Origin of the sequence: Parablautia sp. Marseille-Q6255, assembly GCF_951230155.1 — a bacterium.
Taxonomy (GTDB): domain Bacteria; phylum Bacillota; class Clostridia; order Lachnospirales; family Lachnospiraceae; genus Choladousia.
Map to the genome: position 1 here is coordinate 13,035 of NZ_CATNVD010000013.1, position 12,892 is coordinate 25,926.

At 50.8% G+C, this 12,892-nt stretch carries 9 protein-coding genes; 2 read left to right on the top strand and 7 right to left on the bottom strand.

Features of this window, described 5'->3' with window-relative positions; translation table 11 throughout:
- Positions 1-12 precede the first annotated feature (12 nt).
- The 7 genes from QOX44_RS11000 to QOX44_RS11030 form a co-directional block, all read right to left on the bottom strand.
- A complete protein-coding gene (locus QOX44_RS11000) occupies positions 13-1,506 on the bottom strand; it encodes a lactate racemase domain-containing protein (RefSeq protein WP_283683193.1) in 1,494 nt (497 codons plus the stop codon).
- Positions 1,507-1,533: 27 nt separating this feature from the next.
- On the bottom strand, positions 1,534-2,370 hold the full coding sequence (locus QOX44_RS11005; protein ID WP_283683194.1) for a triose-phosphate isomerase family protein: 837 nt from the start codon (positions 2,368-2,370) through the stop codon (positions 1,534-1,536).
- 60 nt (positions 2,371-2,430) lie between these two features.
- Complete coding sequence (locus tag QOX44_RS11010; protein WP_283683195.1) at positions 2,431-3,591, bottom strand: 6-phosphofructokinase; 1,161 nt, start codon at positions 3,589-3,591, stop codon at positions 2,431-2,433.
- A 34-nt stretch (positions 3,592-3,625) separates the two neighbouring features.
- Entirely contained in the window at positions 3,626-4,783 is a 1,158-nt protein-coding gene (locus tag QOX44_RS11015) for a class II fructose-bisphosphate aldolase (RefSeq protein WP_283683196.1), read from the bottom strand.
- Between the two features lie 390 nt (positions 4,784-5,173).
- Positions 5,174-6,391 (bottom strand): ROK family transcriptional regulator, encoded by a 1,218-nt coding sequence (locus QOX44_RS11020; RefSeq protein ID WP_283683198.1) that lies wholly within the window; start codon positions 6,389-6,391, stop codon positions 5,174-5,176.
- A 71-nt stretch (positions 6,392-6,462) separates the two neighbouring features.
- A complete protein-coding gene (locus tag QOX44_RS11025) occupies positions 6,463-9,480 on the bottom strand; it encodes a YfhO family protein (protein WP_283683199.1) in 3,018 nt (1,005 codons plus the stop codon).
- Positions 9,467-10,450 carry a glycosyltransferase family 2 protein gene (locus QOX44_RS11030; protein WP_283683200.1) on the bottom strand — a complete coding sequence of 328 codons (984 nt, stop codon included), beginning with the start codon at positions 10,448-10,450 and terminating at the stop codon, positions 9,467-9,469. The genes QOX44_RS11025 and QOX44_RS11030 overlap by 14 nt, the downstream gene beginning before the upstream one ends.
- A 273-nt stretch (positions 10,451-10,723) precedes the next feature.
- Here QOX44_RS11030 and QOX44_RS11035 point away from each other — a divergent pair, with 273 nt between their 5' ends.
- Positions 10,724-11,479, top strand: coding sequence for a response regulator transcription factor (locus QOX44_RS11035; RefSeq protein ID WP_283683201.1), 756 nt, complete (start codon positions 10,724-10,726; stop codon positions 11,477-11,479).
- On the top strand, positions 11,472-12,890 hold the full coding sequence (locus tag QOX44_RS11040) for a sensor histidine kinase (RefSeq protein WP_283683202.1): 1,419 nt from the start codon (positions 11,472-11,474) through the stop codon (positions 12,888-12,890). The genes QOX44_RS11035 and QOX44_RS11040 overlap by 8 nt, the downstream gene beginning before the upstream one ends.
- Positions 12,891-12,892: the final 2 nt, after the last annotated feature.

A 12,892-nucleotide genomic window follows, 5' to 3' on the forward strand; every position in this document is an offset into this window, starting at 1 on the left:
ACGGGGTGCTGATCAGCCGCAGCACGGATGTCCGTGCCCGTCTCTTGTATGGCTGTTCTGTGACGGATCCTTCATGCAAAGATGCACTGCTGCTGTTGTGAATGTTTTCGGCAATGCGAGGATGTTCGGATTCGGGCCGACATACTTCTTCATTGCATCTGCAAGCGCTTCCTCCACCGTTGCTCTTGTCTTCAGTCCCATGCCTCTTGCAATACCCGGCTCGCGCGCTCCTACAATGTAGATCGCGCTCGTGTGTTCCTCTGCCAGATGTCCGCAGCTCATCATGGAAAATCCGTGGAACGGATGGAACGCATTTGCAAAACGGTATTTTCTGATATACTCTTCATTCGTTCCGAAATACTCCCCGTAGCGGTTCATATCCGGCAGGATGTTCATGGAATCGTGCTGGAACATCTCATACAGCTCACGCAGATACGGCCACCGCTCATCGTGGAACCATCCGTCGCAGATGCTCGGAACGATAAACACGCAGCGGTCAGAAAGTACTCTCTTGTGGCGGATCACCTGTGCGGAAAGCGCCTGCATCATCTGGATCGGATTCGTCCCCATGCCGTCTCCGTAGTGGAAATTCGTCGGCATCCCGAACACGACTACGTCGTACTTCTTTTCTGCCCAGTGCACATAGGTGCGCTTGTCTGCCGTCTTCCAGCTGACTGGCTGCATCTCCCTGGCATATCCGGAATTGATCTCGATCTGACGCGATTTTGTATCAAGCACAGCGTCGCAGCAGAAAAATTTCTTTCCCATTTTCTCTTCCATAAACATACCGTGACGGTCAAACTTCTGGCGCATCACACTGCTTGTGGATACCGGCACGAAATCCGGCTTATGCATAACATCCGGCACGTGGTGGCTCGCAATACTTCTCCAGTGGCTGATCCCTGTCGCACAGTGCTTGTATCCGCCTGAGTACCCGCCGTACGGGTTCCCCTGTGTATGGCCGATCAAGATCGCCACATCTGCATCAAAGACATATTTGTTCATAATCACGTGATCCCCTGCCTCGGTGTACCCAAGATCCACGAGATGCTCGTAATCCTCACTGTCGTGGCTCGTGATCTGCCCATGCGGATAAAATTCCTGAAACAGCTCTTCTCCGAGGATCGTGCGCATTTCCTTTACTGTCGCACGCGGATGCAGTCCGTTGGAAAAAAGCAGCAGCACATCCTTTCGTTCCACACCGACACTGTAAAGCTCATCCAGACACGCGCGGATCGCTACCTTTCTGTGTGAGGTCGGCTGGTTGCCTCCCTTTACAATATCCGGAATGACGATGACCACCCGGTCTCCCGCCTTTGCGATCTCTGTCAGCGTCGGCATACCGATCGGATTGCGGATGCTCTCCAGTGTCGCCGCATACAGGCTGTCCCAGTCCTGCGGCAGGCACGGCGGATCTGCAACCGTCTCCCCCGGAATAAACACATCCGTTGAATCCGGAAGCTCTGCGCTCATCATGCCATTGCCATATTCAAATTCCAGTCTCATCTGAGTCTCTCCTTTTCTTTTTTATCGTTATTTTCCGAGATACAGCCGGATGATCTCCAGATATTCCTCCGGGTAAAATCCAATCTCACCTGTAAACCGCGTAAGAGCGATCAGCCCGCCGTCGATTTCCTCGATCGAAGCCAGCATCGCCGCATTATCCGCTTTCAGTCCGCCTCCATATACAACGTCCATGCCGCCTGTGCGCTCCTTGACAAAGCACGCGATCTTCGTAATATATTCCTTATCTGCCGGAACCTTCCCCGGTCCGATACTCCATACCGGCTCATATGCGATCACTACTGCGGACGGATCGATCCCATCCAGTCCGGCGTCCAGCTGCGCTCCGAGCACCTCCTGCCACCTCGGCTGCTCCTCGCTCGTCTCGCCGATACAGTAAACGACCTTAAGCCCTGCATCCACCGCACAGCGGATCTCCTTATTCAGCAGACGGTCCACTGCGGACATATCTGTCACCCCTGCCTCCGCAAGGATGCCCTTTTTGTCATTTCGTTCCTCGCAATGTCCGATCAGTGCGGCTGTACAGCCCATCGCTTTTACGATAGAAGCCGGACGATTCGTTGTAAACGCGCCGAAATTCCCTCCCACGGCGGTATTGTCGCGATACACGCTCTGACTGCCGATCTGCACCGGACTGTTTTCGGTGCGCGCCTGTACTGCAGCGATCAGATGTGCTTCCGGAAGGAACTGGATAAACTCCACCTCGGCCGGATCATACGCGCGCAGCGCCTCCTGCGTCCCTGTCACTACCGCTTTTGCCCAATCGCAGACCGGCGCGAGGCGGTTGACGCCTCCAAGCTCCACCGGTACATCAAAACGCTTTAAATTCAGATAAATATGTTTCATGCTATGTATTCCTTCCTTTTCTGTCCTCTGTCTTCCGGGGATCCCGATCCTGTGCCCTCCTTACCTGAGAAATGCAAACTGCGGGAGATCTCCGCCCATCAGCGGACTGGCATACTCAAAAAATTCATCTGCGATCTGATTTCCATCAATGATCCACTCAAGCGGGAATTTCTTTTCTGCATTTGCCACTCCCGCAAGCGGCGTCAGGAACAGTCTGCTTGAATATGACGGCTTTCTGTGCGCCTCGATCGCTACCATATGACCGCTCTCGCCCCGGAGCGCCGCCTCCACAGCAAAGCTGCCCACATCGTACGCTTCCTGCCTGTCAACAGGGGAAACATACGGGATACTCGTTCTGCCCAGAAGCCCCGGCTTCTCTGCCCTTGACTTGATCCCGAGCTTCTGCATGATCTGATCTGAAATGTGCTGTGCCGCACCACCCGGGACGACATGTCCGAAGCCATCCACAATACCTGTATCCGCCAGAGGCTTTCCATCCAGACCGCAAATTCCTTCGCTTACTGTTACCAGCAGCCCGTTTCCTTTTGCATATGCTTTTTCAATATCTGCAAGCATCCGATCCTCATCGACTGGTACCTCCGGAAGGTAAATCAGCTGCTCGCAGGTGGTAAGACGCTTTGCCATGGCAGACGCAGCCGTTACCCATCCGGCATTGCGCCCCATCAGCTCCATAACGACTACATGGATCGGCAGACCGGACGCATCGAGCGCAAGCTCTGACGCATTTACTGCCGCATACCGTGCAGCGCTTGCAAATCCCGGACAGTGATCCGTTACTTCGAGGTCATTATCCATTGTCTTGGGGATACCGATCACACGGATATCCAGACCTTCCCGCACTGCCAGATCATTTACTTTGTTGCAGGTATCCATCGAATCATTGCCGCCATTATAGAAGAAGGCGTCAATCTGAAACCGTTTTAGTGTCTCCAGCACTGTCGGATAATCCGCTTCACCAAGCTTGCGTCTGCAGGAGCCGATCGCAGAAGCCGGTGTGTGCGACAGCCTGCTGATCACCTCTGCCGGAACCCCGGTCAGATCGATCAGATCTCCTTTCAGGATCCCCTCCGCGCCGAACCGCGCTGCATAGATTTTATCGACTTTTCCTGACGCGCGCGCCGCTTCTACCACACCCTGCAGTGATGTGTTGATCACCGCGGTCGGGCCGCCGCCGTGCGCTACCAGAATATTCATTCCCATATATTCCTGTCCTTTCTTTTCATGCCGCGATCTGTCAGATCCCTTTCCTGCGATACCGCTCCGCCATCTCATCCAGCGAAACATTTTCAATCAGCCCGGCCTTTCCTACACTGTCGAACTCCACGATCAGCGTTCCGACTACCTCTTTTACACCGCGCTCGATGCAGTCTACGATCAGCGCCACATCCTCATCCGGTACATTGCCGTACATCACAGTATCCATAATCGGCGGGAAGAATACGCGGGGATCAAAGGCGGACGGATTAGCTTCCAGCAGGCTGTAGATCGCACCGATCGAAGCACTCTCGCGAAGCATCGGAGCGTTCGCAAACAATTCTCTGAGATTTCTCGTCACCGCAAGGCGGATATCTGTGTCCACATTGATCTTTCGGATACCGAGCTTGGAAACTTCCTTTAACTGCTCCTTCTTGATCCCGTATGCGTCATGGATATCTCCGCCAAGCGCATTGATCTCTTTTACGATATACTGAGGTACGGTAGAGGAGCCGTGACTTACCAGTGTACCCTCGATGCCCTCATGCAGCATACATTCCTTTGTGGCGATCGCGATCTCTTTGCGGATCACCGTATCTTTTCCTTTATTTGCTCCGTGCTTTGTACCGTAGCTGATCGCCAGAGCATCGACTCCTGTTTTCTTGAAAAACTCTACTGCGTCCATCGGGTTGGTATAGGTAGAAGTCGCTGCGAATACGTGATCCTCCACGCCTGCAAGCACCCCAAGCTCACCTTCGACCGTAACGCCGCGCTCATGCGCATACTTTACAACCTCTCTCGTAAGCTCCATATTTTCCTTGAAGGAAAGTGATGAGCCGTCTATCATAACGGAGGTATATCCGCCTGCGATCGCTGCCGCACAGGATTCAAAATTCTTTCCGTGATCCAGGTGAAGCGCTACCGGGACCGGGCTGTTCTCTGCGTATTTTTTTACTGCGTTCGCAATATTCTGCGCGCCCTTTTTCTTATCCTCGAGCGTCCCGTTCGCAAAATCGGTGCGTCCGCCCATAAACGCGTTCGCCAGATCTGCGCCCTGCAGGATCGCTGCGGACCGGAACATCTCGTGTACCTCGATCACTGCTTTTGCCTGACAGACTGCATTTACATTAAATGCCCCCTGCGCATAGTTATAAGTTTCTGTTGCGTCCAAAATCGCTTTCATTGGCACTAATGGCATATTGTTTCCTCCGTTCTCATAACTGTATCCATGCAGCTTTTCAATTGTGCTCAATATCTCTTTGCTGGATCTGTGGTGGATTTCCCGTGAATGAGTTGCTGAAAATCTTCTGACATTATCTTTTTGCAGATTGTAGGTTTTGCCTGTTTTCTTTTCCTTAAAAAATATTTTTTTAACAATCTGCTTAATTAATTAAATAAATTAATTATTGTTGCTTTAAAATTAACACACTGTCATCCAATAATCAATTGACATTTTATATAATTTTTCACTCCTGCATTTGTGTATTTTTTCCTTTGAATTATCAGAAAAAAAGAATGGGAAGCGCTGCAAAACACGTCAATTCAAAAATCTCTGACGCATTTTACAGCAGTCTCCCATTCTCAGAAATCACTGCATACACATATTGATCGCAACAGCCGCCGCTCCCTTTGCACCGCTGTCATTGCTCGGCTCTACAAAAACGCTCTGTACCCCCCGGTACGTCTTATTACACAGATTTTTTCTTGCTGTATCCAGGATCAGCTTCCGGTTTTCCTCCTCACTAAACAGCTTACAGTCGATCAGGATTGTATCCGGGCTCGTGAAATTAACAATATTCGCCACCGCGATACCGAGTGTATAGACTGCTTTCTCCACGATACGGCACACCTGAGGATCTCCCGCTTTTTGCGCCGCGAGGATCTGCGCGATCGACGGTCTTTGATCCTCTTTACAGATTTCACGCAAAACAGATGCTTTTCCGTCTGCCATCGCCTCCACGCAGCGGTCGATCACCGCACGGTCGCTTGAGTATGCTTCCAGACAGCCGTCATTCCCGCAGCTGCATCTGGCGCCTCCCGGCTCCATTACCATATGTCCGACCTCTCCGGCTCCCACAACAGACTCTGTATAGTGAAAGCTGTTGACGATCAGCGGGCACGCGATTCCCCGATCCACAAAAAGATAGACAAAGCTCTGCACATCCGACAGCAGCTCCCGCCGGTACAGCTTCACGCCAGAAGCACGGGCGCACGCATTATTCTCTACTGCCACGTCCCCCTCATAGCCAGTCAGCTGCTTAAAATCCGCACGGATATTTTTATTGATCCACTGATTCCCCGGATGCACCTTTAAGATCCCTTCCGCACGGTCCACCACTCCGGGCAGCCCGATACACACGCCGTAAATATCCTGCCATGACAGGTGGAGCCGGCTCAGACAGGCTTCTGCAATACCGCAGGTCTTTCGGATATTTTCCTCATAATCCACGCAGTGTTCACTGTCATAGTACGACTCCAGCACCTTGCCGCAGTAATCGACCACACAGATCGCGCGCCGCGTTCCTGTGATCTCAATCCCGATAAAATGCCGCGCCTGCGGAACAATTTCAACAAGCCGCGCCTTCCTGCCGACCCGCTTTCCATCTGCCCCGCAGATCCCGGTCTCTCTCACGATCCCCTCCGCGATCATATCATTTACGTTCGTTGTGATAGTCGGAAGCGTCAGATCCAGTCTGTCTGCAATGTCCGCCCGCTTGATCGGACCAAAATAGTAAATGATCTTCAAAATTGCCGATTGATTTGTTATTTTTGCACGCAGTGAATTACTCCCATGCTCAATCTGCATATCCAGTCCTCCCCCTGACCTCTCTCCAATAGCTAAATTACGCTAAATTATACAGAATGGGGGAATAAGTGTCAATACTCCTTCGACCGCCTCTGGCGGCAAAGCACAGCGCGCCGCTTTTTCCACTCTGCCGCCAGCTGCATCGCACACAGCACGATCCCCAGAAGCGCCAGAGTCTTTCCCTCTGTCAGACCGGGAGCATGGTAGATAAATGTGACCGTATGCTCTCCCCCGGGGATCCGAAAACCGAGAAATGTCATATTTACCAGTCCGGGCACAGTATGGATCCCGTCGATCAGTACTTCAAAGTGCTCATCATATGGAATAGAAGTCACAAACCAGCTTGTCTCCTTTGCACAGACCGTTCCTGTGATCACATTTCCTTTCGTCTGTCTGTCATCCGGCATCCATCCGGTCTGTTTTCCATCCCCATATGGCCGGTCTTCTGTTTCTGCGCCAGAACGCTCCGCTTCCTGCCCCGTCTCCTGTTTGGCAAAACAGGTCACATCCATCAGGTCATATTCCCCCTGTCCAAATGTCATCTCAATCTCCCCTTGTCCTGCCTGCATCGGGACCGCATACGTAAAAACCGTATTTTCATTTTTATAAAGATGCGTGGAGGCAGACAATTTATTCTGTACGCCTTCCACAGAGATTGTCAGATCAGAAGACGGATGAGCATTTTTCACAGTGAATTGCAGATACAATACCCAGGGCTGTTCAAACGCATCTGTTCCATCTGTCGGAACCTGAATTGTCCTCGCTTTTTTCGTATTTACATAGAGAGAATCTGCCTGGTAATATTCAACTTTAGATTCGGCATTTTCAGAGTGTATATTTTTTCTTTTCCCATTTTCGCCGTTATTCCGGGATTTTTCCGACTCTCCTGCCGTTTCCTCTTCATTATATAAAACTTTAGAATAGGCATTTTTAGAGTATGTGCCTGTTTTTCCCCCTCCTGCAGGGATAATGCTTCCGTTTTCTTCCGGGAAAAATACAGAAATCTCTCTGACACATTCAGAAAGCTGTGCTTTGATCGTTTCTGCTTCCGCCTGAGGGTCTGCCGTTTTCTTTTTTCCGGAAGATGTGCCGGCAACGGCAAAATACTCCAGCGCGATCTGATTGTACGGGAAGGGAAGCGCCTCATACACATCCTGCGTTATCACACGGTCCGTAACATATCCGATCGGAGCGACATCCCCGTTCTGATAAATCTGCACCCCATCCTTCTCACAGCACAGCTCATAGCCTGATGCCAGAAGCTGCGCCTTCTGTCTTTTCTGCGCGTTTTCCTCCCTGTCGTTCATCACAATATATTTTACGCCCATCAGACGGCGAAAGGACGGGTTCTGCGACACCTGCTGGATCAGTGCATTTCGAGTCGGCTGTTCCAGTCCGAATGTCTCCTGGCAAAAGCTTTGATAACCATCATGGTAGGAAGAGGCATAGATCGAGGAACTGTATTGGTCCATATCCCAGATTCGATCTACGTTCGCCATATTTTCTGCATAAGTCCCGCACTGTTCCATCCGGTAAAAACCCTGCTCCTGATTAAGCACCTCCTGCATCGCCTCGCCAGTGCGCTCATCTGTCACCTGATCATAGAAGGCTTCACTTTCAATATTTCCTACACCGTGGAAAGAGATCCCAAACAGCATCAAAAAGAGCACCGGCGGGATCACCAGATACCGGATATTTCTTCTCCACCGGAATATAAGATAAAAAAGAAGCATCAGGAATGCGTCAAAAAGTAAAAGAACTCTCTGCTGCCGAAAGCTGATCATCCCGCCCTCAAGAAGAGCCGGGAAGAGAGTTTTCAGGCTATCCATCCAGTCCGAAGCCTGATATCCGCTCCCCCAGATCAGCAAAACGGCGACAAGGATATACGGCACTGCACCGCCATCCCTTCTTCCCTCCTGCAGACGCTTTGCATAAATCGCAGTCACATAACACAAAAGCGGCAAAAACGGGATCAGCGCCTTATCCCTCGGGTACAGCCCTCCATTTAAGATCCAGGGGAAAACCGGCAGCAGCAGCACTGCGATACAGCTCCAGATCAGAATACGGTTTTCTGCCTTTTTCCAGCAGCATCCGGCAAGCAGCGCTGCTGCGGCAAAGGCAGTAAGACCGATCCCGTAGGAATTGTAAAACAGCCGGAAATCATAAAAATCCGGTGTCAGAAGCGCTGCCAGAGAAGGCGCCTGTGCCGCCTCCCGCTTCCCGGCAAGCGCATACGCTGTAGGCACAAGGAGAAACGCGCTCATACACACTGCTGTGACAAGCGGAAGCAAAAATGCCACTGCATCCTTCCCAAACTGCCGAAACGACATACGGTATCGAGACGACACCTGCGCATAGCGGTGCAATCCGTAAATACACAGAACAAGGAGTCCTCCGACACTGAAATAAAAGCTCGTCAGGATCATCAGAAATACGCTGCCTATGTAAAGCCACGGACTTCCATAAAATGTCTGATGCAAACGCCTGTGCTCTCTTTTGCTTCTGTTCTTTCTGCCGGCAAGATCATCGCTTAACACTTCCGGCGTATTGCCGAAATACCGGTCGATCCCCCACAGGGACAGAATCAGAAACGGCATATAATTGACGAACATCACATGGCGTGACGAGTGAAAGATCACAGGGCCAGACAGCTCCAGCATCAGCGCGCTCCAGAAACTAAGCGTACACGTAAATCCGCGGCTGCGAAGCCACAGATAAAACAGCACTGCCGAGAGCGCTGCCAGACATATGGAGCTGACCATGATGTAATCTCCCATGGAAACAGACGGGAACAGATACGACAGCAGGATGACCGGACTATACAGCCCATAATAAGAAAAATTATAAATATTCTGCCCGCCTCCAAGATTCAGCGCAAACTCCGGAAACAGTTCTCCCGTCTCATAAAACTGCTGCCGGAAATAATCCGGTATCACACTGTGCTGACTGATCCAGTCCACCTTTGATCCGAATATCCCGAACCTCCCGATAAAAAACCAGCAGAAAAAAAGCGAAAGAGCTGCCAGCAGCATTGCCGCAACAGCATCCTTCCGGCAGCGCTGCCAGATCTCCTCCTTATGCCGTCTCATATCTGCTCTCCTTTTTCACCGGGACAAGCATGACCCGCGTCTGCTTATCCTCACTTGACTCCTGTAAAATATAGATCGGTCTGTGCTTCGCCTCAAGATACGTCCTGGAAAGATACCAGGCAGAAATCCCGCTGCACACAAGCTGTATCCCGCCCACGAGCAGTACGAGTGCCGCCAGCAGCACGATCCCCTGCACATGACCGCCTCCGGCAAGCGCGGCGATAAGACTGACTGTGCCCGTGGCCACGGCTGCCAGACATAACAGGCACCCCAGAAATGGCGCCAGGAACAACGGAGCAGTCGAAAAACCGCCGATCCCCTCCAGAGCATATAAAAACAGCTTTCCCAGCTTCCACTTCGTCTCTCCTGCACACCGCTCCACATTTTCAAATTCCAGCCACCTGGTACGGAACCCTACCCATCCAAACATTCCCTTTGTAAAGCGGCTGTATTCCTGCAATTCCAGGATCGCATCCACCATAGACCGCTTCATCAGCCGGTAATCTCTGGCTCCGCTTACGATCTGTGTCTTTGAAATACGGTTCACAAAACCGTAAAAGCAGCCGGAAAGCTTTGAACGCAGCCACGGCTCTCCCGCCCGCGTTGAACGCCGCGTGGCCACACTGTCATACGGTTCCTCCTGCAGGATCCGATACATTTCCGGAAGCAGCGACGGCGGATCCTGCAGATCTGCATCCATCACTGCCACATATTCTCCTTTTGCTTTTGAAAGTCCCGCATAAATGGCCGCCTCCTTTCCAAAATTCCTGGAAAAGGACAGATACCGGCACCGCTCATCTTCCTGATGCATCCTCCGCATCCATTCAAGCGTCCCATCTGCAGACCCATCGTCTACAAATAGCAGCTCAAACGACTGCTCCTTCATCTCTTCCATCACTTTTTTCATCTCCCGGTAATATACCGGAAGCGCTTCTTCCTCATTAAAGCATGGGATAACGATTGAAATCATACCCGCCTGCACCTCCGTCTTGTATTTTCTGTGCCGCAGCCCCTTCAGACCCGCCTCACTGATCCAGAAGCGTACCGGGAGCTGCCCGCGCCATACCGTCTCTGATAACAGGATAACCGTTATTTTCCTGTTTCAATCAGGTACTTTCTATCCTATCCTTAATTATTTAAGAAACCCCAAAAGAAAACCTTAAGATTTCTTAAGCCGCAGTGAAATACTGCGGACATTGTGATATGATAGCCACAGAATCATCTGAAAAAGGAGTGTAGCCACATGAACGAAGCACAGACCCGGATCCTTGCTGTTGACGATAATCCTGAGATCCTCGAAATTATACAGATTCTTCTTACTGCAGAGGGCTATATCGTAAAAACAGCCGCAAGCGGGGATGCTGCCCTGCTGCAGCTTCATGAAAGCAGCTATGACCTGATCATCCTGGATATTATGATGCCTGGCAGAAACGGATATCAGACCTGTCTGGAAATGCGAAAATACACAAACGCACCGATCCTGTTCCTGAGCGCACGGACAAAGGACAGCGACAAAACCTTAGGGTTTTCAAGCGGAGGAGATGATTATCTTTCCAAACCCTTTTCCTACAGCGAGCTGCTTGACCGTGTCCACGCACTGCTGCGCCGCTATCAGATCTATCAGGGTAAATCTCACATGCGGGAAGGTTCTGCCTTATCGCAGGATGCGGCATATGCAGATACGCAGGAGACGTTCCCACAACCACTGTCCTTTCATCATCTGGCGATTGACGAAACAGCCGGGGAGGTCCGCGCACATGGACAGCGCCTGATCCTTACTGACACGGAGTACGCTATGCTTCTCCTCCTTGTCAAAAACCGGCCTCAGATTTTCTCGGCAAGCCGCCTGTATGAGTCTGTATGGAAGGAGCCATATTATTACGGAGCCAACAATACCGTTATGGTCCATATCCGAAATCTGCGCCGGAAGATTGAGGATGATCCGCAAAACCCGAAACTGATCAAAACCATCTGGGGAAGGGGGTATTACTGTGATTAAAAAGAAGATGAAAAGGATATGGAAATCTGCGTCATACAAGCTCTCTCATCTAAAGCTGCGCGCCCGCTTTTTTCTCGTGCTGGCCATCTCCACCCTGCTCTCCTTCCTCCTTTTTGAGGCTCTGTGGCAAAACCGCTTTTACGTATTTGATCTGCTCCTGACTCATACGTCCCTGCCCCTTTCCCCCAGCGAAGACTTTTATAGCCAGCTGCTTACAGAAGCATTAAAATATGATATCCCCAGTTCCATGGAGGATGAAAAACAGGTAAAAGCGCTTGACCCTTACTTCGATCTTGCAGATCCCTACACTGGCGTATATATCTACGGGATCGATGATGGTTTTTACCGTGCGGGGAGATCCCCGTCCTTCCTTTATTCGAAGCAAAACTTTCTGATCCTCTCGCTCTATGATCTGCTGATACCAGATTCTGGCGTACACGATCTTCAGATGACAACAGAATTCAACAATGGAGAAGCATTCGTAATAGTCTACAGCTACCATCAGCTTCTCTTTCTCCTTCCGTGGGTGATCACGTCACTTATTCTGGCCATCCTTTTGTTCAGCTTTCTTCTTCTTTTCTTTATCAACAGCAAAATGAGTATCGTTATCCGTATCGAACAGAGCATTTTGCGCATGGCCGGAGGTGATCTGGAGACTCCCGTTCCAAGACTTGGCTATGACGAACTCGGTGCGCTCTCCTGTGAGCTCGACCGCCTGCGTCAGGCACTTGCCGAAACAATCCAGCAGGAGCAGGAAAGCCGTGCCGCCAATCAGGATCTGATCACTGCGATGTCACATGATCTGCGCACGCCGCTCACTGTTTTAAACGGCTATCTGGAAGTCCTGCGTCTTAACCGCAATCCCGAGCTTCATGCAGAATATCTGAACCGCTGTCTGCAAAAAACAGCAGATCTGCGTGAGCTGACCGACCGGATGTTTGAGTATGCCCTTGTCTATGAAGACCGCGACAGCGCAGAAATCTCAGAAGTCCCTGCCGGTTTTTTATTGCAATGTCTCAGAGAAAATGCAGAATATCTGCGTCTGACGGGATTTGAAGTACAGATGTTTGCGCCTGATCCTCTCAGTCCGCAGTGCTGCATACTTGCCGATCCTGCCATGCTCAAGCGGGTACTCGGAAACCTGTTTTCCAATATCATCAAATACGGCAATAAAAAAGAGCCTGTGCAGGTGAACCTCACCTCTGATGGCTCCTGTATGATCATATCACTTACAAATGCGGTAAAAAAGGACGCCTCCAAAACCGAAAGCAATCGTATCGGTCTGAAAAGCGTCCGTAAAATGCTTACTTTGATGGATGGGAAATTCGAGGTGAACGAAGAAGAAACCTTATTCTGTGCAAAGTTCACGCTAAAAATGATCCATTCCCCTGCATCACAGATAATCCTATAGTG

Excerpts from the sequence above, each read along its gene's own strand:
- QOX44_RS11000 (WP_283683193.1), bottom strand. The coding sequence starts at position 1,506 with ATGAGACTGGAATTTGAATATGGCAATGGCATGATGAGCGCAGAGCTT.
- QOX44_RS11005 (WP_283683194.1), bottom strand. The coding sequence starts at position 2,370 with ATGAAACATATTTATCTGAATTTAAAGCGTTTTGATGTACCGGTGGAG.
- QOX44_RS11010 (WP_283683195.1), bottom strand. The coding sequence starts at position 3,591 with ATGGGAATGAATATTCTGGTAGCGCACGGCGGCGGCCCGACCGCGGTG.
- QOX44_RS11015 (WP_283683196.1), bottom strand. The coding sequence starts at position 4,783 with ATGCCATTAGTGCCAATGAAAGCGATTTTGGACGCAACAGAAACTTAT.
- QOX44_RS11020 (WP_283683198.1), bottom strand. The coding sequence starts at position 6,391 with ATGCAGATTGAGCATGGGAGTAATTCACTGCGTGCAAAAATAACAAAT.
- QOX44_RS11025 (WP_283683199.1), bottom strand. The coding sequence starts at position 9,480 with ATGAGACGGCATAAGGAGGAGATCTGGCAGCGCTGCCGGAAGGATGCT.
- QOX44_RS11030 (WP_283683200.1), bottom strand. The coding sequence starts at position 10,450 with ATGATTTCAATCGTTATCCCATGCTTTAATGAGGAAGAAGCGCTTCCG.
- QOX44_RS11035 (WP_283683201.1), top strand. The coding sequence starts at position 10,724 with ATGAACGAAGCACAGACCCGGATCCTTGCTGTTGACGATAATCCTGAG.